Source organism: Bradyrhizobium centrosematis, assembly GCF_045571495.1.
GTDB classification, from domain to species: Bacteria; Pseudomonadota; Alphaproteobacteria; order Rhizobiales; family Xanthobacteraceae; genus Bradyrhizobium; species Bradyrhizobium centrosematis.
Genome location: NZ_CP120703.1, coordinates 1,181,243 through 1,203,658 on the forward strand (window position 1 = coordinate 1,181,243; position 22,416 = coordinate 1,203,658).

General features: G+C 65.2%; 16 protein-coding genes. 6 read left to right on the forward strand and 10 right to left on the reverse strand.

The features are described from left to right. Positions 1–3: 3 nt before the first annotated feature. Complete coding sequence (locus P6U31_RS05625; RefSeq protein WP_407187255.1) at positions 4–915, forward strand: LysR family transcriptional regulator; 912 nt, start codon at positions 4–6, stop codon at positions 913–915. 29 nt (positions 916–944) lie between these two features. On the opposite strand, the gene P6U31_RS05630 is transcribed toward P6U31_RS05625, so the two are convergent. After that, the gene (locus P6U31_RS05630; protein WP_407187256.1) at positions 945–4,394 is read right to left on the reverse strand and encodes an indolepyruvate ferredoxin oxidoreductase family protein; all 3,450 of its coding nucleotides are present in this window, start codon (positions 4,392–4,394) and stop codon (positions 945–947) included. Positions 4,395–4,547: 153 nt separating this feature from the next. On the opposite strand from P6U31_RS05630, the gene P6U31_RS05635 reads away from it, so the two are divergent. Continuing rightward, the gene (locus P6U31_RS05635) at positions 4,548–5,003 is read left to right on the forward strand and encodes an Lrp/AsnC family transcriptional regulator (RefSeq protein WP_407187257.1); all 456 of its coding nucleotides are present in this window, start codon (positions 4,548–4,550) and stop codon (positions 5,001–5,003) included. 134 nt (positions 5,004–5,137) lie between these two features. Here P6U31_RS05635 and P6U31_RS05640 read toward each other — a convergent pair whose 3' ends face one another. The 3 genes from P6U31_RS05640 to P6U31_RS05650 are packed head-to-tail and all read right to left on the reverse strand — an operon-like array spanning position 5,138 to position 8,380. Beyond that, on the reverse strand, positions 5,138–5,923 hold the full coding sequence (locus tag P6U31_RS05640; protein WP_407187258.1) for a fumarylacetoacetate hydrolase family protein: 786 nt from the start codon (positions 5,921–5,923) through the stop codon (positions 5,138–5,140). Between the two features lie 15 nt (positions 5,924–5,938). Next, entirely contained in the window at positions 5,939–7,306 is a 1,368-nt protein-coding gene (locus tag P6U31_RS05645) for an LLM class flavin-dependent oxidoreductase (RefSeq protein WP_407187259.1), read from the reverse strand. 21 nt (positions 7,307–7,327) lie between these two features. After that, complete coding sequence (locus P6U31_RS05650; RefSeq protein ID WP_407187260.1) at positions 7,328–8,380, reverse strand: Ldh family oxidoreductase; 1,053 nt, start codon at positions 8,378–8,380, stop codon at positions 7,328–7,330. A gap of 309 nt (positions 8,381–8,689) precedes the next feature. On the opposite strand from P6U31_RS05650, the gene P6U31_RS05655 reads away from it, so the two are divergent. After that, a complete protein-coding gene (locus tag P6U31_RS05655) occupies positions 8,690–12,814 on the forward strand; it encodes a GAF domain-containing protein (protein ID WP_407187261.1) in 4,125 nt (1,374 codons plus the stop codon). On the opposite strand, the gene P6U31_RS05660 is transcribed toward P6U31_RS05655, so the two are convergent. The 5 genes from P6U31_RS05660 to P6U31_RS05680 form a co-directional block, all read right to left on the reverse strand. Beyond that, positions 12,788–13,129 (reverse strand): hypothetical protein, encoded by a 342-nt coding sequence (locus P6U31_RS05660; protein WP_407187262.1) that lies wholly within the window; start codon positions 13,127–13,129, stop codon positions 12,788–12,790. The genes P6U31_RS05655 and P6U31_RS05660 overlap by 27 nt on opposite strands. Before the next feature lie 230 nt (positions 13,130–13,359). Continuing rightward, entirely contained in the window at positions 13,360–14,352 is a 993-nt protein-coding gene (galE, locus tag P6U31_RS05665; RefSeq protein ID WP_407187263.1) for a UDP-glucose 4-epimerase GalE, read from the reverse strand. A 19-nt stretch (positions 14,353–14,371) separates the two neighbouring features. After that, positions 14,372–15,175 (reverse strand): WecB/TagA/CpsF family glycosyltransferase, encoded by an 804-nt coding sequence (locus P6U31_RS05670; RefSeq protein ID WP_407187264.1) that lies wholly within the window; start codon positions 15,173–15,175, stop codon positions 14,372–14,374. Then, positions 15,168–17,543, reverse strand: coding sequence for an exopolysaccharide transport family protein (locus P6U31_RS05675; protein ID WP_407187265.1), 2,376 nt, complete (start codon positions 17,541–17,543; stop codon positions 15,168–15,170). Before P6U31_RS05675 ends, P6U31_RS05670 begins: the two co-directional genes overlap by 8 nt. A gap of 291 nt (positions 17,544–17,834) precedes the next feature. Then, positions 17,835–18,635, reverse strand: a complete 801-nt coding sequence (locus tag P6U31_RS05680; RefSeq protein ID WP_407187266.1) for a class I SAM-dependent methyltransferase — start codon at positions 18,633–18,635, stop codon at positions 17,835–17,837. 141 nt (positions 18,636–18,776) lie between these two features. On the opposite strand from P6U31_RS05680, the gene P6U31_RS05685 reads away from it, so the two are divergent. Continuing rightward, positions 18,777–18,989: a hypothetical protein gene (locus P6U31_RS05685; RefSeq protein ID WP_407187267.1), complete on the forward strand. Its 213-nt coding sequence runs from the start codon at positions 18,777–18,779 to the stop codon at positions 18,987–18,989. A gap of 40 nt (positions 18,990–19,029) precedes the next feature. Next, positions 19,030–20,058: a glycosyltransferase family 2 protein gene (locus P6U31_RS05690; RefSeq protein ID WP_407187268.1), complete on the forward strand. Its 1,029-nt coding sequence runs from the start codon at positions 19,030–19,032 to the stop codon at positions 20,056–20,058. A 15-nt stretch (positions 20,059–20,073) separates the two neighbouring features. Here the strand turns inward: P6U31_RS05690 and P6U31_RS05695 are convergent, their stop codons facing one another. After that, the gene (locus tag P6U31_RS05695) at positions 20,074–21,060 is read right to left on the reverse strand and encodes a glycosyltransferase (RefSeq protein WP_407187269.1); all 987 of its coding nucleotides are present in this window, start codon (positions 21,058–21,060) and stop codon (positions 20,074–20,076) included. 248 nt (positions 21,061–21,308) lie between these two features. Between P6U31_RS05695 and P6U31_RS05700 the strand changes: the two genes are divergently transcribed. Further along, entirely contained in the window at positions 21,309–22,409 is a 1,101-nt protein-coding gene (locus P6U31_RS05700) for a glycosyltransferase (RefSeq protein ID WP_407187270.1), read from the forward strand. The last annotated feature ends 7 nt before the right edge of the window (positions 22,410–22,416 follow it).

The window sequence follows — 22,416 nt, forward strand, 5'->3', positions numbered from 1 at the left end:
CCTATGGATCGACTGACCAGCCTCGAAGTGTTCAGCCGGGTGGTCGAGACCGGCGGCTTCTCCGCAGCAGCCCGCAAGCTCAACATGTCGACCACCATGGTGAGCAATCACGTGCAGGCATTGGAAGACCGGCTCGGAGTCAGGTTGCTCCACCGCACCACGCGCAAGGTCAACCTGACCGAAATCGGCAAGGCCTATTACGATCGCTGCGTCCAGATCCTGGCCGATCTCGAACAGGCCGACGATATCGCGAGCGAACTGCAGTCGGTGCCCCGTGGCACACTGCGCATCCATGTCGCTACCCACATGGTGCCGTTCGTGACGCCGGTGGTGGCGAGGCTGCTATCGACCTATCCGGAGCTCAAGATCGATCTGCGCATGGGCGAGGCCGACGTCGATCTCATCGAGGAAGGCTACGATGTCGCCCTGCGCATGACACCGCCACCGGATTCGAGCCTGATCGTGCGCAGTCTCGCCACCTGGCGTCACGTGCTGTGCTGCTCCCATGATTACATCGAGAAGCACGGCCGGGTGCAGAAGCTGGACGAGCTCACCGCGCATAACTGCGGTCGTCACCTGAACTATCCTTTTGGCGACGAGTGGCGCTTCCTCGATCGCAAGGGCGCGCCGGCTTCGGTACGCATCTCCGGCAGCTTCGTCACCAACAGCGGTGAAGCGCTGCGGAAGGTCGCGCTGGAGGGGGCGGCCGTGTGCCTGATGGCAGGGTTTCTCATTCAGGACGATCTCGAAGCCGGCCGCCTCGTGCGCCTGTTGCCGGAATACCGGACGGTCGAGCTGTCGATGAACGCGGTCTATCCGCATCGGCATCACCTGTCGGCGAAGGTCAGGACCTTCATCGATCTGCTCGCGCACCACAGTGCCGAGCAGCAGAAGCTGATCAATCCGTATTCATAAGACCTTTCACCGGCCGCGTTCCATGTGCGTCAACCCGTGGCGCGCATCCCGACCGGCGTGCGGGTGCGGAGTTGATCAAGGAGCCGTCCGACCTCTGCCTTCGTCGTCACGATCGCCGCGTCCTTGACCGGGCCGTAGCCGCGGATCTCCATCGGCGCCTTTGCGATCTCGACCAGATCCGCAAGATGCGCCATGTCGAGGTCGCCGAGCATCCGTTCGATCAGAGCTTCATACCACGCGATCAATTCGCGCTCGGCGCGCCGTTCGGAGGTGTAGCCGAACGGGTCGAACGGCGTACCGCGCAGCCGCTTCAGGCGCGCAAGCATGGCGAGCGGCATCTGGATCCACTGGCCGAAAGCGCGTTTGCGCGGACGTCCGCGCGCGTCGCGCCGCGACGGCAGGAACGGCGGCGCGAGGTGGTACTGGATCTTGAAGCCATCCTCGAATTCGCGCTTCAGCTCGTCGTGGAAGCCGCCTTGCATGTGCAGCCGCGCCACCTCATACTCGTCCTTGTAGGCCATCAGCTTGAACAGGGCGCGTGCGACCGCCTCGGTCAAAGCCTCGCTATTCAGGGCAGCTTCGGCATGGCGAATCCTTGCGACGGTGGCTCGATAACGTGCCGCATAGCGGCTGTCCTGATAGGCGGTGAGAAAGTCGGCGCGACGGTCGATGATCTGGTCGAGCGTCTCGACCTCAGGCACTTCGCTCGCCTTAGGCAGGACGTCGGGATCGGAAGCCGCAATCCGGCCCCAGGCAAAGGCCTGCTTGTTGCGCTCGACCGTGACGCCGTTGAGCTCGATCGCGCGCTCTAGCGCTGCAAGCGAGATCGGCACGAGCCCGCGCTGCCAGGCGAAGCCGAGCATGATGATGTTGGCATAGACGGCGTCGCCGAGCAGCCGTTCGGCCAGCGTGTTGGCATTGATGGTGCCGAGATTGTGCTCGCCGACGATCTGGCCGATCGCGCGCAGGCGAGCGGAGGAGGCGAGGTCGGCATCGCGGAAACGGACGACGTCGCCGGTCGGCATCTCCGCGGTGTTGACGGCGGCGCGCGTGCCACGGCGATAGGTTCCGGACGCCTTCGGTGATGAGCTGACGACCAGATCGCAGCCGATCAGCGCGTCGGCTGCGCCCTGGTCGATGCGCACCTGATGCAGGGCCTCGGGGATTGGTGCGAGGCGGATGTAGCTCAGCACGGGTCCGAACTTCTGCGCAAAGCCGGTGAAGTCGAGCACCGAGACGCCACGACGTTCGAGGTGCGCGGCCATGCCGATCAGTGCGCCGACCGTGATCACGCCGGTGCCGCCGACCCCGGTCACGAGCAGGTCATAGGGGCGGTCGAGCGATAGGAAGGAGGGCAGCGGAAGCGTGGCGGCGCGACCGAGTGCGTCGATCTGGCTCGCAGCCTTCTTCCGGCGCACCGCGCCTTCGATGGTGACGAAGCTTGGGCAGAAGCCGTTGAGACAGGAGAAATCCTTGTTGCAGGCCGACAGATTGATCTGCCGCTTGCGGCCGAACGGCGTCTCCTTTGGCTCGACGCTGAGGCAGTTGGATTCCACCGAGCAGTCGCCGCAGCCTTCGCAGACGAGATCGTTGATGGTGGCGAAGCGCTTGGGGTCGGGCATCTGCCCACGCTTGCGCCGGCGTCGCTTCTCCGTGGCGCAGGTCTGCTGGTAGATGAGGACCGAGACGCCGGGGATCGTGCGCAGCTCGCGCTGTACGGCATCCATCTCCTCGCGCGGATGGATGGTGACGCCGGCCGGCAGGTCGGACGGCGAGAACTGCGCGGGATCATCCGACACCAGCGCGATGCGCGTCACCCCTTCGGCGCGAACGCTGTGCGCAATCGCATGGACGCTGATGGGACCGTCGACCGGCTGACCGCCGGTCATCGCCACGGCATCGTTGAACAGGATCTTGTAGGTGATATTGGCCCTGGCCGCGATCGCCTGCCGGATCGCCATCGAGCCGGAGTGGTAGTAGGTGCCTTCGCCGAGGTTCTGGAAGACGTGCTTGTGCCCGGTAAATCGCGACGACGCCGCCCAGTTCACGCCTTCGCCGCCCATCTGGATCAGCGAGGAGGTCTCCCGGTCCATCCAGCTCGCCATGAAATGGCAGCCGATGCCGGCCAGCGCCTTCGATCCCTCGGGCACCTTCGTCGAGATGTTGTGCGGGCATCCCGAGCAGAAATAGGGCGTGCGCGTTGCGCCGGAGACGTTGATCGTGCGTGCCGCCTCCGGCATCAGGGCGGCCGCGCGCGCGGCGAGATTGAGGCCCGGGAAGATCGGGTCGAGCCGGCGCGCCAGCACTCCGGCGAGGGCACGCGGCGACAATTCGCCGATCCAGGAAATCAGCCGTGCTCCGGTTTCGTCGTGCTTGCCGACCATGCGCTCGGGCTTGCTGCCGGGATAGTCGTAAAAATACTCCTTGAACTGGCTTTCGATGATGCCGCGTTTCTCCTCGACCACGAGGATCTCGCGCTTGCCTTTCACGAAGGCCATGGCGTCGTGCAGCGCCAGCGGCCAGACCATGCCGACCTTGTAGACGTCGATCCCGATGCTGCGGCAGGCGGCCTCATCGAGCCCCATCAATCGCAGCGCCTCCATCAGATCGAGATGTGCCTTGCCTGTGGTGACGATGCCGTAGGTGGCGTCGGGAATGTCGTAGATGTGACGATCGATCGGATTGGCCTTTGCGAAGGCGTAGACCGCGTGCTTCTTCGCCTCCAGCCGCTCTTCGATCTGCGGGCCCGGCAAATCGGGCCAGCGATAGTGCAGGCCGCCTGGCGGCGGTGTGAAGTCAGGTGTGCGGAAGCTGCGGGGCGGGCGGAGCGCGACGGAGGCGCCGGACTCCACGATCTCCGAGATCGCCTTGAAGCCGACCCACATGCCGGAGAAGCGGCTCAGCGCGTAGCCATACTCTCCGAATGCGAGATATTCGCCGACATCGGCCGGATGCAGCGTCGGCATGAACCAGCTCATGAAGGCGACGTCGGACTGGTGCGGCATCGAGGATGAGACGCAACCATGGTCGTCGCCGGCGACGACGAGCACGCCGCCATGTGGCGAGGAGCCATAGGCGTTGCCGTGCTTGAGCGCATCGCCGGAACGATCGACGCCGGGGCCCTTGCCGTACCAGAGTCCGAACACGCCATCGACCTCGCGGTCGCCTTGCGTCTCGACCTGCTGCGAGCCGAGCACCGCTGTCGCCGCGAGGTCCTCGTTGACGGCGGGGAGGAATTCGATGCGGTCCCGCTTCAGCCGCTCCTGGATGCGCCAGAGTTCGAGATCGATGCCACCGAGCGGCGAGCCCCGGTAGCCGGAGATGAAGCCGGCGGTGTTGAGGCCGGCTGCACGGTCGCGCCTGATCTGATCGAGCGCGATGCGGACAATGGCCTGCGTTCCCGTGAGGAAGACGCGGCCCTCTTCGCGTTCGTAGCGGTCGGAGAGTTCATAAACGTCGAGCGACGGAATGGCGTCCATGGCGGACCTCGCGCGGCACCCTGTCCCAGTGATGGAAGGTTATGCCTGTGAGGCTGGTAGGTCTTACCTATTCGTCCCTGATATGCCATGAAATCGGTAGAGTTTTGCATCATGCGGCCTATTTGGTAGAGGTTCCCGACTTGGGAGGCTTCCATGATTGAAGAACAGGACGCGCGAATACTCGCCCATCTTCAGAAGGATGGCCGCGCCACCAACCAGCAGTTGGCCGACGAGGTCGGCATGTCCACCTCAGCCTGCTGGCGCCGGGTGCGCGCGCTGGAGGATAGCGGCGTCATCCGCGGCTATGCAGCGCTGGTCGCGCGCGAGCAGGCGGGATTTACGATGTCGGCCATTCTCCACGTCTCGCTTGAACGGCATGACGCCAAATTCGTCGACGAGTTCGTCGCGCGGGTGACCAGGCGACGCGAGGTGCTCGAGTGCTTTGCGACCACGGGCGATGCCGATTATCACCTGCGCGTCGTCGTGCAGGACATGGCTGCCTACAACCGCTTCCTCGACGAGTTCATGTTCCGCATCCCGGGCATCCGCTATGTCCGCAGCAACGTGGTGCTGAAGGAGATCAAGACCGGCGTCGCGCTGCCGTTTTGATCGAGCAGCTTGTACAGTTCTATCCGCTCACCCCGAGGAGGCCGCACAGCGACCGTCTCGCAGGGCGAGGCCGAGAGCCGGGCCCTCATCCTCGAGACGCTTGCTTCGCAAGCCCTGAAGGCGAGGATCGCGAGCTATCGCCCCTCGCGCACAAAACGATTGCGCAATGTGCCCACACCGGTGATGTCGATCTCCACGACATCGCCGTGCTTGATATCGGGCGAGGCGCCATCGGTGCCCATCCAGATCACGTCGCCAGGCCACAGCGTGAAATATTTGGTCAGCTCGACCAGGAACGGCACCACGCCGAAGATCATGTCGTTCGTGTGAAAGCGGTTGGTCTCCCGGCCGTTGACCCGAACGACCGTTTCCATTGTGTCGAGATCGCCCTCGGTCTCGATCCAGGGGCCCATCGGCTTGAACGTGTCGGCGTTCTTCGAGCGCCACAGGCTGCGGTCGGCCTTCTGCCAGCTTCGCTCGCTGACATCGTTGCCGATGGTGTAGCCGAACACGCAATCCATCGCATTCTGCTCGGTGAGGTGCTTCCCCTTCTTGCCGATGACGACGACGAGCTCGCCCTCGTAATGAATCTTGTCCGTCGCGAAGGAGGGGATGACGACGTCCTCGTCATGCGCAATCAGCGCATTCTGGGCACGATAGCCGATCTCGGGCCGGTCTGGCACGGCCGGCACGGTGCCGGCCTTGTCGGCGGCTTCCTTCAGGTGCTTGAGGTAGTTCAAGCCGACGCAATAGAAGGTGCGGGGGATCAGCGGCAGCTCGATCTTCACGTCGCTAAGCGCATGCGTGCGCGAGGTGCGCTGCCATTCGCCGAAGGGGTCGCCCTCGACCGCGATGACCCTATCGTCCTCGATGATCCCCCACGAGGTCTTGCCCGTCTCAGTGAATTTAAGCCAGCGCATGTTGTGTTCCCGCCATCATTCCGCAGCATCGCGCGGCTGCACCTTCCAGTCGCCGGCTGCGGGCCGTCTCAGACCGAGGTTTTCGCGCAGCGTCTTGCCGCGATAGTCCTTCTGGAACAGGCCGCGGCGCTGCAGCTCCGGCACGACATGCTGGACGAAATCAGCGTAGGAGCCGGGGACGTAGGTTGCAGCGATGACAAATCCGTCGCAGCCGCGCTCGACGAACATCTCCTCCAACTTGTCCGCAATCTCCTTGGGTCCGCCGACCATCGCGTCCTGGACCTGGCCGCGGCCGGAAAAGGTGACGAAGTCGCGGGCGCTCGGGTTGCTCTTGCCCGAAATCTTCAGCACGCCGTCGCGGATGCCCAGAATGCCCTGCATGCTCTTCAGCTCTTCGGTCGTCAACGGTTCGTCGAGGTCCTTGGAGGCGAAGTCATAGTTGAGGGCTTCGGCGAGCAGCGACAGGGCGTCGATCTGAAGCGGCAGCTTGTTGATCAGCGCCATCTTGTCCTCGGCCTCGGCCTTGGTCGCGGCGCAGACCGGCGTCGTCAGATTGCAGAGGAACATCTGGTCGGGATCGCGGCCGGCTTTGGCCGCCTGGTTGCGCACGGCCGCATAGCCCTCCTTGGCAGCAGTGAGATTGCGCGCAGCGGTGAAGATCACCTCGCCCCAGCGGCCGGCGAAGCGCTGGCCGCGACCGGATGCACCGGCCTGGATGATCACGGGATGGCCCTGTTGCGAGCGCGGCACGGTGAACGGCCCGCGCGACTTGAAGGCCGGCCCATTGTGATCGAGCCGTTTCACCTTGGTGGGATCGGCAAAGCGGCCGCTTGTCTTGTCCATGATGAGGGCACCATCCTCCCAGGTGTCCCAATGGCCGAGCACCACCTCCATGAACTCGTCGGCGCGGTCGTAGCGAGAGTCGTGTTCGGGATGCGAATCCCGGCCCATGTTGAGAGCCTCGCCGTCATTGAGCGAGGTGACGACGTTCCAGGCGGCGCGTCCGCCCGACATCAGATCGAGCGTCGCGAAGCGGCGGGCGACGTCGAACGGCTCGTAATAGGTGGTCGAGCAGGTCGCGCCGAGACCGAGCTTCTCGGTCACCATGCCCATCGTGGTCAGCACGATCAGCGGATCCATCTTCACGCAGCGGATGCCGTATTCGACGGTGTGGGCGTGATCGTTGCCGTAGCGGTCCGGCATGGCCAGGCGATCGTCGAAGAACGCCATGTGGAACTTGCCGGCTTCCAGGATTCTGGCGATCTCCTGATAGTAATCGGCGGACATTGAATCGTCGCGCGAGTCCGGATGCCGCCATGAGCTCGGCAGGTTGGTGCAATTCTGCGCCTGAAGGAAGCCGACCAGGACCATCTGTCGCGTCATGCTGCTGCTCTCCACATTCCGTCAGGCCAGATCGAGCACCGTGTCGAGCCGGTACTCCCGCGCCAGCGCGCGCAATTTCTCCCAGGTGGCATCCTCGATCTCGATGCCGTCGCGCAGGCGCTGTTGCTCGCGCAGGCCCTCGATCTCGCCGGGATAGTAGACGCCTGTGCTGCCCTCGGAGGGCGGCGTCGATTTCAGATAGCGCGCGAACTCCGCGACCTCTCGCTTGAACTCCTTCAGCGGCTGGAACGCGGCGACGTTGAACACCGCCATGAAGCAGCCGTCATTGTGCCGCCCCGTCGGCTCGACGCCGAAGCCGAGACCGGTGAGCAGGCCGCACAGCACCTCGACCATGGCGGCGAGGCCGCTGCCCTTGTAGCCCTCGGTGCCGCCGAGCGGCAGCAGCGCGCCGCCCTTGCGATATTGCGTGGGATCGGTGGTGTGCCGTCCTTCGGCGTCGATGATCCATCCCGTCGGAATCTCCTCGCCGCGTGCGACCGCGAGCTGGATCTTGCCGGCCGCAACCGCCGAGGTCGCCATGTCCAGATAGAACGGCGCGTCGAGATCGGACGGCACGGCGATCGAGATCGGGTTGGTGCCGAGCCGGGCCTCCCTGCCGCCGAACGGCGCCACGTGCTTCGGCGAGCGGCCCGAATCCGCCGTCGCGATCCCGATCATGCCCTCGCGCATCGCCATCAGGGGATAGGCGGCAAGGCGACCGACATGGCTCTGGCGGAACACCGTGCACGCCGCGACATTCGCCGTCCTTGCCTTCTCGATCGTGAGCGCCATCGCCTTGGCGTTGACGTGGAAACCAAAGCCCCAATGGCCGTCGATCACGGTCGTGGTCGGCGATTCCCGGACGATGGACCATTCGGCGCCGGGCACGATGTGGCCGGCCTTGATGCGGTCGATGTAGGTTGGAACGGCAATCACCCCGTGGGAATCGTGGCCGGCAAGATTGGCGTTGACGCAGCCGATCGCAACGGCGTCAGCCTCTTCCTCGGAGGCTCCGGCGGCGCGGAGCAGGGCGGCGCTGATGCGCGTGAGGCGATCGGCCTTGACGATCGGCATGGCGTTCCCCTTGGCGTTTCCTCGGCTCGGTGCCCTTAACGGGCTGCTCGTTGGGTGCCATCGTCTCAAAGCGCAGCTGCGATATCAATCTCCTGTAAACCAATACAGGGCTGCAAATTCGTAAAGAAAGCGTGCGTTTCGTCGGAGGCTCGTCCCGCGTGGCGGTATTTTCGACAGTTTGGCGTCCTCTTATTCGCAGCTCGTTCACTTTGATCGCGGGTTTGCAGCACGCAATAACGACCACTTAGGCGATGGCCATTCATAAAGGCACCCGGGAGAAATAGGCAGAAATGCCCGGGAGCTGAGATCGTGCCGACGACACTCGCGCGCACCTTTGCGGCGTTGAGCGCCATCAACGAAGCGATCCTCTATGCGAAATCGCCGGACGAGCTGTACCAGAAGGTCTGCGACGCCGGGTTTTCCAGCGGGGACTTCCTGGCCGTCGCCGTGTTCCTGGTCGAACCGGACGGGCGCCGATTGCGATTCGCGGCCGGCTCCGGCGACGACATTCCGCGACTGCGCTCGATCGTGATCACGACGGAAGCCGGCACACCCGAAGGATCGGGTGTCGGGGGCGAGGCGTTTCGCGATCAGAAGCTGTGCATCAGCAACGACTATCTCAATGATCCGCGCTCCCTGGCTTGGCGCGAGGGTGCAGCCGCGGCCCATATTGGCGCGGCTGCGGCGCTGCCGCTGCTTTGTAACGGCAAAAGTGTCGGCGTGTTGCTGGTGACCCGTCGCGAGGCCAATTCGCTCAACGACCAGATGGTCTCGCTGTTCGAGCGCATGTCGGCCAACATTTCCTATGCACTGGACAACTTTGCGCGTGAGGCCGCGCAGCAGACCAGCGAGCGGGCAACGCGGCGGCTCAATCGCATGTTCGGTGCCCTCAGCGCCACCAACGAAGCCATCTTGCGCGCCAAGACCGAGCAGGAGCTGTACCAGCTCGTCTGCGATGCCTCCGTTCACGGGGGCAAATCGCTGGCGACCATCGTGCTGCTGCGTGAGCCGGATTCGCACTGGATGAAGCCTGTCGCGGCCACCGGGCAGAACCTCGAGCTCGTCACCCAGGCGCGCTATTCGGTCGACCCGGAAAATCCCTACGGCAAGGGCCTCTCCGGCGAGGTGTTCCGGACGCAGAAAGCCGTCGTCGAGGCCGATCTCGCCAGCCGTACCAAAGGCTCGCCGTGGGAGCAGGCCAACGTCAACACCGGCGTGGCCGCCTGCGTGGTCGCGCCGCTGATCAAGCGCGGCGAAAGCGTCGGCGTGCTCCTGTTCTTCATCAGCCGGTCCTGGGCCAAGGACGAGGAGATCGTCGCGCTGCTGCTGCGCATGGCGGAGAACGTCTCGTTCGCGATCGAGAATTTCGACCGCGAGTCCGAGAAGGCGAGAATTGCGGCTGAGGAGGAGCGGCTGGCGCGCATGTATGCCGCGCTCAGCGCAACCAACGAGGCCATTTTGCGCGCCCGCTCGCGCACCGAGTTGTTCGACCTCGTCTGCGAGGCAACGGCCAAGGGCGCCAAGTTCACCTCGGCCAACATCGCGCTGGTCGACCGCGAGGCTGAGCTGCTGCGCGTCGTCGCCTGTTACGGGCCGAATGCGAGCGAAGTCCGCAATTTCAAGTTCTCCATCTCCGCCGACGTGCCGGAAGGTCGCGGACTGACGGGCACCGCCTACCGGACGCGCCAGCCCGCGGTCAGCAACGACGTGCTCGCGGACGACCGCATCGCGCCGTGGCACGCCAGTGCCCGCCGGAACGGCATCGTCTCCTCCGCGGCCTTGCCGCTGTTCTGCGGCGACCGGGTCGAGGGCGTGTTCCTGTTCAACTCTCCGGAGCGCGGCACCTTCACGGATGAATTCGTCGAGCTGCTGAGCAAGCTTCAGGCCAACGTCGCCTTCGCGCTGGAAAGCTTCGATCGCGCCGATGAGAAGGCGCAGGCGGACAAGCAGCGCAATCGCCTGAGCGGAATGTTCGAGGCGCTGAGCGCAACCAATGAAGCCATCATCCGCGCCAAGACGCGCGAGGAGTTGTTCGAGGCTGCCTGCCAGGCTGCCGTCCTCGGCGACGTGTTCGCCTCGGCCACGATTGGCCTGATCGACAAGGACAACGAGCTCGTTCGTGTCGTCGCGGTGAAGGGGCGTCTACAGGAGCGGATGGCGGAACGGACCTGCAATATTTCCGCCGACCATCCCGAGGGCCAGGGCATCATCGGGACCTCGCTGCGGACCCGCCGGCCGAGCGTCATGAATGACTATCTGAACGAGCCGCGATCGATGTATTGGCGGACGAAGGCGGTCGAGGATGGAACGCGGGCTGCCGCCAGCTTCCCGCTTCTGAAGGCAGGCCGGGAGCCGATCGGCATCTTGCTGTTCCTTGCGCCCGAAGAGAACACCTTCACGCCCGACCTGGTCGAATTGCTCGGACGCCTCGCCGAAAACGTCTCCTTTGCGCTCGACAATTTCGATCGTGCCGAGGAGAAGGCCCGCACCGAGGCGCAGAAGGAGCGGCTGACGCGCATGTTCGCGGCCCTGAGCGCCACCAATGAGGCGATCATGCGGGCGAAGTCGCGCGCCGAGCTGTTCGACCTCGTGTGTCTCGCGGCCTCGAACGGCGCCAAGTTCACCTCGACCACGATCGCGCTGGCCAAGGCCGACAGCGATCAGCTGGAGATCGTGGCGAGCGCAGGCCCGTCCGCCGACACCACGCGCAACGTCCGTCTCTCCATCGATCCCGAACGCCCCGAAGGGCGCGGAATGAGCGGAACGGCGTTCCGCACGCGCCAGCCCTGCATCAGCAACGACTATCTCAACGACCAGCGCGTGAGCGCCTTCCACGCCATCGTGCGCGGCGACGGCGCGCGATCGGGCGCGGCGTTTCCGCTCGTCGTGCGCGACCAAGCGGTCGGCGTCATGATCTACATGTCGACCGAACCGGCCACCTTTGCGGCCGAGTTCGTCGAGCTGTTGCAGCGTCTCGCCGACAACGTCTCCTTTGCGATGGAGAATTTCGATCGCGCCGACGCCAAGAACCAGGCGGACGAGCGGATCGAGTACCTCGCCTCGCATGACAGCCTGACGGACCTTCCGAACCGCGAGACCTTCAACGGGCTCTTGCGCGAGGCGATCGACACGGCAGAGCGCCACGATCACCGCTTTGCCGTGCTGTTCATCGACCTCGACCGCTTCAAGGTCATCAACGATTCTCTGGGTCACGAGGCCGGCGACCTGCTCCTGCTCGAGGTGGCGAACCGCTTGCGCGGCGCGCTGCGGGCAAGCGACGTGGTGGCGCGGCTCGGCGGCGACGAGTTCGTGGTGATCCTCGACCAGTGCGGCGAGATCGACGACGTCCAGCGCATCGCGACCGAGCTCTTGACTGCGCTCGCCCAACCCATGGAACTGGCCGGCCACGAGTGCCATACCACGGCTTCGATCGGCATCGCGATGTATCCGGCCAACGGCTCCGACGCCCAGACGTTGACCAAGAACGCCGACATGGCGATGTATCTCGCCAAGGAGGACGGCAAGAACGGCTATCGTTTCTTCTCCAAGGAAGTGAAGACGCAGTCGATCGAGCGGCTGTCGCTGGAGAGCGCGCTGCGCCGGGCGCTGGAGCGCGAGCAGTTTTCGCTGAACTACCAGCCCAAGGTGGAGATGGAGACGGGCCAGATCACCGGCGTGGAGGCGCTGCTGCGCTGGACCCATCCCGAGCTCGGCAACGTCTCCCCGGCGCAGTTCATTCCGCTCGCGGAGGAAACCGGGCTGATCGTGCCGATCGGCCGCTGGGTGCTCAACGAAGCCTGCGCGCAGGCGATGGCTTGGCAGCGCCGCGGCCTGCTGCCGCTGTCGATGGCGGTCAATCTGTCGCCGCGGCAGTTCGCCGACGAGCACCTGTTGCAGGACGTCGACGAGGCGCTCGCGGCCAGCGGCATGTCGCCGGTGCTGCTCCAGCTCGAAGTCACCGAGAGCATGATGATGCGCAATGTCGGTCGCGCGCTCAAGGTGCTCGACGCCATCCAGAGCCGCGGCATTCGCCTTGCCATCGACGATTTCGGCACCGGCTATTCGTCGATGTCGCTGATGAAGCACTTCCCGATCGACACCATCAAGATCGATCGCTCCTTCGTGCGGGACCTGCCGCAGGATTCCGAGGACCAGGCGATCGCGCAGGCGATCATCAGCATGGGCAAGGCGCTCGGCATGACTGTCGTCGCCGAAGGCGTCGAGAACGCCGAGCAGGAGGCGTTCCTGCGCACCCATGGCTGCGATGAGATGCAGGGCTTCCTCATCTCAAAGCCCTTGCCGGCGCGACAGATGGCGGAGCTGCTGCGGCCGATGACGCTGCCGATCGCCCCGCCGCTCCAGCCGGAGCCGGACGTTGCCGTCAAGGAAGCCACGGAAGCCGCGGCATCACGGCTGAAACGCGCTGTCGTCTGACGGCTGCGGATGCAGCTCGCGGACCTCGTGCTCGTCGCCCTCGGCCTTGCTCGGAAAATCCTGCGGCCCCGTCAGCGAGGTCTGCTCGACGAACAGCGCGAGAATTGTCCGCGCACCCTCGGCAAAGCTGGTGCCTTTGTGCAAGCCGAGTTCGCGGCACCACGCGAAGTTCATCGCTTCCTGATCGTCGACCACGGTTATCGCAGGCCCCCACCACCAGGCAGGCGCAGGCGAACGCTCGTCCGTGGGCACGAGCTGCCAGCGGACGAACTCCTCCATCACGCGTTCGAACTCCAGGCGTGCAGCCTGATGCATTCGGTCGATACTCCCTTGAATCCGCACCCGATGACGGATCGCTGAGCGGATTCGATGGTGGTCCTGACATCAGGAAAAATCGGCTCTCGCAGCCGGCAGAGCCAGGCATCGCGACCTCGTCGTCGGCGATGCCGCAAAATGCGGCCGTCGGCGATAGGCCAACGGCGGCAACGAGTGCACATTCTAGCCGGTTGGACGCATGGCAGGCAAGTTACGGAGGTTAGGGTTGCCTAACGCGACCTGAACGGATGCGCCGTCTGGTGCCAGGCCCAGGCGGTCCGGATGATTGTGGCGAGGTCGGAGTGACGCGGCACGAAGTTCAGGACTTTTCGCGCGGCCGAGGGGTCGGCGACCAGGTAGGTGGGATCGCCGGCGCGGCGGGGCTTGACGGTGTGCGGCACCTCGCGTCCGGTCTCCTGCTTGATCGCGTTGAGGATCTGGCGCACGGAAAAGCCGGAACCGGTGCCGAGATTGAAGCTGCCACCGGCATGTCCGTCTTCCAGAAGCTTCAAAGCCGCGACATGTGCCGCCGCAAGGTCGGTGACGTGAATGTAGTCGCGGATCGCGGTTCCGTCCGGCGTGTCGTAGTCGTCGCCGAATACGGCGAAATCGACATGACCCTGCAGCGCCATCATGGCGCGCGGAATGAGATGGGTTTCGTTGTCGCGCAGCTCGCCGATGCCGCCGGCCGGATCGGCGCCGCTGGCATTGAAATAGCGCAGGCAGAATGCGCCGAAGCCATAGGCCGAGCGGAAGTCAGCGAGCATCCGCTCGATCATCCATTTCGATGCGCCGTAGGGGTTGATCGGCACGCAGGGGAAGTCTTCCGGCAGTTCCCTGGAATCGGCATTGCCGTAGACGGCGCCGGTCGAGGAGAACACGATGCGGTGACAATTCGCGTTGCGCATCACCTGCAACAGCGACAGCGTCCCCTGCACATTGTTGACATAGTATTTCTGCGGATCGGCCATGGACTCGCCGACCAGGCTCGCCGCCGCGAAATGCATCACCGCTGAGATCTTGTGATCGGCGAAGGCGCGTGCCAGCGCCGCGCCGTCGAGCAGGTCGCCTGTCACCAGAGGACCGGCGACGAAGCTGCGATGGCCAGTCGAGAGATTGTCATAAACGACGGGCTCGTAGCCGGCGGCGATCAATGCGCGGCAGGCATGCGAGCCAATATAGCCCGCGCCTCCGGTGACGAGGACGGTCGGTCGGTCTGTCATGTCGTCTTCTGCTCTTCTCTTAGCGGAGGGTTCGTCTGCGGCTGAAGAGAAGATAGAGCGCGCGGGGGTTGGTGGTCAAATAGCGCCAGAACAGGCGGCGCGGCTCGAGCAACGTGCGCCAGACCCATTCGAGCCCAACCTGCTGCATCCATCGCGGCGCGCGGGAACGGCTTCCGGACAAAAAGTTGAACAACCCGCCGGATGTCTTGATAACGCCAACATTGGTGAGATGCGGCGTGAATTCCTGCACGAATGCCTGCTCGTTGGGCACGCCGAGCGCGATCCACAGATAATCCGGCGCAAGCGCGTTGATCTCCTCGACCTTCGCGCGGAGCGCCTCGCCGCGCAGATAGCCGTGGCTGTATCCGACGATCTTGAGGTTCGGATACATCTTCTGCACGTTTTTGACGGCCGCGAGGTTCTCGGCTTCGCTGGCGCCGAACATGTAGAAGGTGCGGCCGATCGCTTCCGCCTTGCGCGCGACGACGTGGAACAGGTCGGTGGTCGCCACGCGCTCGGGCAGCGGAAACCAGGATTGCAGCTTCGAGGCCGCCACCAGCGGCTGGCCGTCGGCATTGATCAGATCGGCGGCGCGGAACAGGCGCTCGGTCTGTGGCTCGGTCGAGCAGCGCGCCAGCACCTCGCCATTGGCCGAGGTCAGGAACAGCGGACGGCCGATGCGATTGTCGGGATCGGTCGCCTCGATCATGAAATCGGCGGTGGCTTCCAGGTCGAGCGCGGCCATGCGCAGCCCGCCGAGGGTGATCCGCGGCACGTCGGCAGTTGCTGCCCGTCCGTCGAGGTTGACGCGGCGTTCAAGCATATTGTCGGCCTCGCTGGCGCGCTTCGGCTGCAGGGGTGAGCTCGTCGAGCACGACGCCGACGAGCTTGCGTTCGGCGCGGCCGAGCGCGGTCAGGATCTCTTCCAGGCTGTCGTTGATGTCGAGGCTGGTCGGCAGCACCGCCACCAGCGCGTCGGTGTCATCGAGCAGCTTGCGGCTGCCGGCCGCGAGCGGCATCGCGGGGCCGTCGAGGATCACGAGGTCATAGCCACCCGCAGCGCGCGCCTGCGCAATCGCCTTGCGGATCGCGTCGGCAGCCTTGCCCGCATCGCTCTCGCCGGCCGGCAGCACCGAAATGCCGTTGACTGTCTTGATCTCGCGTTCGGCCTTGCTGCCGATCGAGAGCCAGCCGAGCCGGCTCGGCTCGCTCTTGCCGGGGCGGCTGACCTTGTTCGAGAGCGCGTGGGCCTGATGGTCGGCGTCGATCATCAGCACGCGGGCGCCGTCGCGCGCGGCCGCGAGCGCGAAGTTCAGCGCGCTCACGCTGCGCCCGATGGTCTCGCCGGCGCCGACGAGCGCAATGACGGGCATCGCCTTGTCGCCGGCGCGTCGCGCCACGGCAGCGCGCATGTCGCGCCAGGCGTTGAGCAGCTTGGTCAGGGGAAAGCCGGGCCGCAGCGTCGGCCAGCCCAGCCGCGTCAGGTCGACGCCGCCGCCGGTCGCGAGAATGGCGCCGAGCGTGTGGATGACGTCGGCCTCCTGCAGGCGCGCGATCAGCGGCTTTTCGATCACGGACTTTTCGACCATCGCAGGCTGCAGCGATGGCGCGACAAGTTCGGGCAGGGCCTGCGCCACTTCCGGCGCCCGCGAGACCTGCAAAGGCTGCGCAGCCTCAGCGGACGCCACGACCTCGGCAGCGTGCGTTGGCTCCGGCGCCCGCTTGCGCTCCCGGCGCGCCGGCGCGGGCAGCGGCGCCGTTGCGCCGGCGAACAGGAGTTCGGCCGCGACGAACCAGCTCGCTGCTGCGAGCGCGCCGAAGATGAAGCCGATCATGGCGAAAAGGCTCATGGCGGGCGGGAACGAGCGCCGCTGCGGCACGGTCGCCTCGCCGATGACGCGGGCGGCCGAGGTGTTCAGGCTCTCCTGCTCCTCGGTCTCGCGCGAGCGCTTGAGGAAGGACTGGTAGACATCGCGGCTGGCATCGGCTTCGCGCTCGAGCTCGCGCAGGCGCACGGCGGCCTGGCTGAGCTGGACGCTTTGCCGCTTCTGCGCTTCCAACGCCCGGTTCAGCGAGGCTTCGAAGTCGCGGGCGCGTGTCAGATCGTTCTTGGCGGACTGGGCGAAGCGGTCGATCTCTTCGTTGATGGTGCGCTTGAGGTCCTCGACCTGCTTCTCGGTCTGGCGCAGCGCTGGATGGCGCGGGCCGAGCTCACCGGCCTGCTCCGCATATTTCTTGCGCGCATCGGCGTATTGCGCACGCAAATTCGCGATCGTCGGTGATTGCAGCGCTTCCGGTATGGCGCCGGCATCGGCCGCGGTCCGGCGGCTGGCCTCGATCTGGTCGAGCCGCGCCTGGGCATCCATCGTCGCCGCACGGGCTGCGGAAAGCCGCTGGTTGCTGGCGGAGAGTTGCTGATCGCTGATCAGCGCATCCTGGGTGCCGACGAAATTGTTCTGGGCCTTGTAGGTGGCGAGCGCCGTCTCGGCGTTGCGCAGCCGCTCGCGCAGCTCCTTCAGGCGGCTGGAGAGATCGTTGGTGGCGCGTCGTGCGGCCGAGGCTTGCGAGTTGCGGGATTCGGCGAGGTAGACGCTGGTCAGCGTGTTGGCCAGCATCGCCGCTTTCGCCGGATCGGTCGACCAGACTTCGATGTCGACGATGAAGCTCTTCTCGGTCTTGCGGATGGTGATGTGCCGGTTCAGCGCGTCGAGCGCCGCAAGCTGCACTTCCCTCTTCTCCGCGGCGGTGGGCGCGGGAGGCTGAAGTCCGAGCAGGCCGAGCAGCGACGACGCCAGGCTCCTGCTGTCGGCGCCGCCGCCGAATTCCGGATCCTTGTCGAGACCGGCCTGCTGGATCACCTGCAGCAGCACGCTGTTGGAGGTGATCAGGCGCGCCTGGCTCTCCACCACCATGGACATGCCGGAGACGTCCTGCGCACGCGGCGTGAGCTCGCGATCGACGAGCTGAAGCTCGCGGGGATCGACATAGAGCTGGGCGGTGGCGGTGTAGCGAGGCGTCAGGCTCTTGCCAATGGTGACGGCAAGCGTGGCGCCGAGCAGGGCGGCCGCGGCAATCGCGATTTTGCGCCGCCAGAGCAGATTGGCGAGCTCCAGCACGTTGAAGCCGGCCGACGAGCTCTGGTGCAGGGGCGCGGATTTCGCCCGATCTATCGGCTGGTCATAGTCAAGCATGATCCCCAGCTTTCATTCCAAATGCCGCAGGCTGAGGGGTTACTCTTCGCTCTACGCCACGCACCCGGGATATAGGCGCCCAATCAACACAACAGGGAAAATTAACCATACTCATTGAGGGACTATTCACCGAAATGGCAAACAAAGCGTTTAAGCGCGTGCCACTCCGCGGTGCGTCCTCGTGACGCCCGACATGCGGAGACTCCCTGGAGATTAATGGTTCGTTACCGCGCGGGGCCCGGCCGCGAGGCTCCGCCTGTTCCGCGATGCGCCGCGCGCGCGCCATGATCGTCAGCTCTTGCGCAGGATGACGTGATAGTCGCCGCGGCGGACATCGATGCCGCGCGGAAGCACGGCGTTCAGCACGGCAGCGCCGGCGTCCACGAGAGCCGCGAACAGCGGCTTGCGCCGACGCATCTCGGGATAGCGCGGGCTCTCGACCTCTCGGCGGTACACCATCTCGAGGCCGTTGGCGGCCGCGAACGCTTCGAGCCGGGGTAGCGTCACCAGCGGGTGAAAGAAGGTCGGGAACGGCGGCTCGCCGGGCATGCCGGCGTCCTTGATGCCGCGGATGTGCCGGTAGAACCAGACGTGAAACCAGTGCGGCGAATATTTGGTGACGACGCCGGACAGCGAGCGGGGATTGGGCGCGCCGATCAGGATCATGCCGCCGCGCTTGAGCGCATCGCGAAAGTTCAAGAGCGCGGCGTCGACATGGGGCAGGTGCTCGATCACGTTGTAGCAGATCACGAGATCGAAGGTCTCGCGCCCGAAGCAATAGGTCTGCACGTCACCGAGAATGGCTTCGTCCGCGTATGTGTTGTTGCGGACCTGGTCCGCGTCGATGTCGACGACGGTGACCTTGCTGCGGTTGAGCAATTCCGGTGGCAGAACGCTGCACGAGCCGCCGCCGGCTTCGTAGATGGCAAGCTGACCTTTCGGCAATTCGCGCCGCAGCAACTCGTGAACGGCAAGCAGGCTGTCGCGGGCTTCGCCGGGGACAAGATCATGCAGGGCTTGGACGGGTGCACCGGCCGCGGGGATCCGGATCGCCGTGGCTGTCGCGAAGTCGATCGTGGCTGGCTTGTTCATGTTGTTTGACCGCGCTTGTTCTATTCAAATTACAGGAAATATCTCACGTGCCCGAAGAGCAAATCTGATGCCGCGCCGTCTCACCGCTTGCAGTGCTTACGGCCCGGTTAATGCGCATATGCGTTAACTACGGCATTGTTCATGTTCGGTCGTCGTCGGCGCATGGACCGCGAATTGCAGTATCACGCGCGCATGAATTCGCGTGAGAAACAGGCGAAAGCGGTTAAGCGCAAGGCATTGTCTCGGAATGGCCGGAAGATCGGAGCATGGCGCTGGCGCGCCATTCCGGTAGAGCTGTTCATTTCGGGACGCATCTGTCCCGCGGCGATGTGCCGTCGTGGGATGCGTGATTGAAGCAGGGCTTTTTCAACATATCTCGGACATCTAGAACGTCATGACATTGATCCCGACAGATCTGTCCGCCACGCGGATCTCGAATGCCGTACGCGATCCCAACCGGGAGATCGTGGCGAGCTCCCGCGTCATCGACCTGTCGGTCGGCATCGTCGTCTGCATTCCCTGCTTCCGCCGTCCGCATCACCTGCGGCTGACCCTGGGCTCCCTGGCGAGCCAGCGGACCCCGCGCTCCTTTGCCGTCGTGATGGTCGAGAACGACGCTGTGCGGCGCGAAAGCGCGCCGGTCGCCGCCGAGTTCCTGGCTGCCGGCAGGCTGCAGGGTGTCTGTCTTGTCGAGAAGCGGCAGGGCAATTGCCAGGCGATCAACGCTGCGTTCGAGACGGCGCAGGCGCTGTTTCCTGCCGCGACCCGCTTCCTGATGATCGACGACGACGAGATCGCCTCACTCGACTGGCTCGAACTGATGGTCCGTACCGCGGACGCGACCGGCGCCGACGTGGTCGGCGGGCCGGTGCTGCCGGTGTTCGAAGACGACAGCAAGCCCTGGCTTTCGCGTCATCCGGCCTTCTGCCCCACATACGACTACACCGGCGCGGTGCCGCTGATCTATGGCTGCGGCAATTGCCTGATTACGCGGTCCGTCTTCGAGCGGTTCGATCGTCCGGCGTTCGACCTGCGCTTCAACTTTCTCGGCGGCGGCGATTGCGACTTCTTCGTCCGGTGCCGCGATGCCGGCATGATCTTCCATTGGACCGCGGAGGCCGTCATCACCGAGACGGTGCCCGCGAGCCGCACCAGTCTCGGCTGGATCGCAAAGCGCGGCCTGCGCATCGGCGCGATCAATTATCGCGTGCAGTACAAGGCCGCGCAGAGTATGGCGGCGCGGGCGCGGGTGTTCGCGCAGATGCTGGGGCGCCTGCCGCTGTCGCTGGTTCGCTCCGCATCCTTGCTGACCTCGTCGAAAGCCGTCGTCGCGATGCACCCGATGATGGTCGCGTTCGGTGCTGCGCTGGCGGCGTTCGGTGTCGAGCCGAAGCCTTACGAGGCCTCGCAGATCGTGTCCTGACACTGGAGCCGGCGGTCAGATCCCGAAACGGGCGAGGGTAGTCCTGGCTGCGGCGCGTGGCAGCGCCTTCAGCGAACGGCGGCCGACCATCGCGAGATAGCCGAATGCCTGGCGATATCGGCCGAAGCGAACCGCCTGCATCGCCGCATAGGTGATGAGATGAAGTTCCGCGGCGAGGCGCAGCCCGGGCGCCGTGCCCTCGGGCAATCTGGCCAGGATCAACCCGTCGTCGAACACCCGCGCGATAGCCGGGAAGAAATCCCTGGGCGTCCGCACCGCCGCGTTCATGGTGTTGGCCGTGTGCAGGCGATAGTCGAGCAGCAGCGCAGGAGCGAACTCGAATTCGCCGATCGCGGCAAGACGGCACCAGCAATGCCAGTCCTCGCAATATCTGAGAGAGGTGTCGAAGCCGCCGACGGCGCGGAAGGCCGCGGCGCGTGCGAGCGCGATACCGCCGTTGACGATGAAATTGCCGGCCGCGAGCCGCGACAGCACATCGCCGGACGGCTTGCGGCGGCCCTTCAGCAGGTCACGACGGCCAATCTGCCGTCCCTCGCTGTCGATCGTATTGTAGTCGCCGTAGACGAGGACTGCGCGCGGAGCGCCATGCGCTGCCGCCAGCAGCGCCGCCACAGCGCCGGGGCGCAGGCGGTCGTCGGCATCGAGGAAGAGCAGCCACTCGCTGCTCGCGTACCGCGCGCCGAGATTGCGCGCCGCTGATACGCCGGCGGAATCGTTGTAGATCAGGCGTAGCCGCGGGTCGCGGATGGCGCGGACGATCGCAAGAGTGTCGTCGGTCGAGCCATCGTCTACGACGATCACCTCGGTAACGTCTGCCTGTGCGAGCGCGCTCGCGATGGTCTCGCCGACATAGGCCGCGGCGTTCTTGGCGGGAATCACCACGGAGACCGACGCGGCCGGCTTCGCCGGCAGCGGCAGGCGCGCTGCCGGTGCCGCGCGCGAGGCGGCCGGCAGTTCGAGAACGTCTTCGGCGGTGATCAAGCTGCGGCTCGTCGTTAATGATCTGTTAACCAGGGCGCATCTGCCGGAGCGGCAACGCTGCCGATCGCAACCTCGGCTGCCGGCGGATGATACTCGCATTGCAGGCGAATGGTTGGCAGCAAGGCGTGCGCGGCGCTGGTTTCGTAGAATAGCGTTAAGCCGCTGGCATTAAGCCTGTGGCAAATTTGGAAGAGTGCGACAGCCGGTCCCATGCGAGAATGCGCATCTGGTTGCCGCGGATGGATCCCGTGCCCACAAAGACATTCGAACACGACCCCGACGCGATGATCCTCAACCTCTTTTATGAGGACAAGGACGACCGCTGGTTTCCCGGCGACCGGCATCTGCGGCGCATGGCACGCCGCCTGCTGCTCGGCGAACCGCGCATGAGCGGCCAGCTCCGCGTCTTCCTCAACCTCTGTGCGGGTCTCGACCGGCTCGGTATCCGCTACCGCGTCAACGACTACGCCTACATCGCGCAGCATCCCGAGGAGCTCGCCTGCATCATCGGCCGCACCTTCCTGCTCGACAAGTTCGCCTGGAAGAATCCGATCCTGCTCGGTGTCGCCGCGCACAATCATCCACTCGACGATCCCGATCTGTTCAAGCGCCTGCCGGTGAAGAAGGTCGTGGTGCCCGGCCCCTGGTACGTCGACATGTACCGGCCGTACTGGCCCGACACCGAGGCCTGGCCTGTCGGCATCGACACCGATCTCTGGGCACCGTCGCAAGCCTCGCAAAAGGCCGTCGATGTGCTGATCTACGACAAGGTCCACTGGGACCGCGAGCGCCATGAGCCGGAGCTGATCGCGTCCGTCCGCGCCCGGCTCGTCAAGGAGGGACGCTCGTTCACGGAGCTGCGCTACGGCCGCTACAAGGAGGACGAGTATCAGGCCGCGCTGGCGGCCTCGCGTGCGATGATCTTCCTGTGCCAGAACGAGAGCCAGGGTATCGCCTATCAACAGGCCTTGTCCTGCGGCGTGCCTGTTTTCGCCTGGGATCCGGGCGGTCCGTGGCGAGACCCCGATTACTATCCGCACCGTGTGCGGTTCGCGCCAGTGTCGTCGGTGCCGTATTGGGACGAACGCTGCGGCGCCAAGTTCGTCGACCTCGCGGGGTTCGAGGCGGGTTGGGACAATTTCTGGGCCGGCTGTACCGCGGGCGTGTTCGATCCGCGCGGCTATATCCTGGACAGCCTCACGCTCGAGCAGCGGGCGCTGCAATATTACGAGATCGCGCGGAGCATCGTGCGGCAGCCGGCGGCGCAAGCCTCAAGCGTGCCGGCGGACGGACGCATGACAGGGCCGAGCCAGGACCTCGAGCGTCGCCGGCGTCATCAAGTGTCTTGAGCCGTGG

Bases quoted from the DNA above. Each gene is read 5' to 3' on its own strand.
- P6U31_RS05625 (WP_407187255.1), top strand. From the start codon at position 4: ATGGATCGACTGACCAGCCTCGAAGTGTTCAGCCGGGTGGTCGAGACC.
- P6U31_RS05630 (WP_407187256.1), bottom strand. From the start codon at position 4,394: ATGGACGCCATTCCGTCGCTCGACGTTTATGAACTCTCCGACCGCTAC.
- P6U31_RS05635 (WP_407187257.1), top strand. From the start codon at position 4,548: ATGATTGAAGAACAGGACGCGCGAATACTCGCCCATCTTCAGAAGGAT.
- P6U31_RS05640 (WP_407187258.1), bottom strand. From the start codon at position 5,923: ATGCGCTGGCTTAAATTCACTGAGACGGGCAAGACCTCGTGGGGGATC.
- P6U31_RS05645 (WP_407187259.1), bottom strand. From the start codon at position 7,306: ATGACGCGACAGATGGTCCTGGTCGGCTTCCTTCAGGCGCAGAATTGC.
- P6U31_RS05650 (WP_407187260.1), bottom strand. From the start codon at position 8,380: ATGCCGATCGTCAAGGCCGATCGCCTCACGCGCATCAGCGCCGCCCTG.
- P6U31_RS05660 (WP_407187262.1), bottom strand. From the start codon at position 13,129: ATGCATCAGGCTGCACGCCTGGAGTTCGAACGCGTGATGGAGGAGTTC.
- galE (WP_407187263.1), bottom strand. From the start codon at position 14,352: ATGACAGACCGACCGACCGTCCTCGTCACCGGAGGCGCGGGCTATATT.
- P6U31_RS05670 (WP_407187264.1), bottom strand. From the start codon at position 15,175: ATGCTTGAACGCCGCGTCAACCTCGACGGACGGGCAGCAACTGCCGAC.
- P6U31_RS05675 (WP_407187265.1), bottom strand. From the start codon at position 17,543: ATGCTTGACTATGACCAGCCGATAGATCGGGCGAAATCCGCGCCCCTG.
- P6U31_RS05680 (WP_407187266.1), bottom strand. From the start codon at position 18,635: ATGAACAAGCCAGCCACGATCGACTTCGCGACAGCCACGGCGATCCGG.
- P6U31_RS05685 (WP_407187267.1), top strand. From the start codon at position 18,777: ATGTTCGGTCGTCGTCGGCGCATGGACCGCGAATTGCAGTATCACGCG.
- P6U31_RS05690 (WP_407187268.1), top strand. From the start codon at position 19,030: ATGACATTGATCCCGACAGATCTGTCCGCCACGCGGATCTCGAATGCC.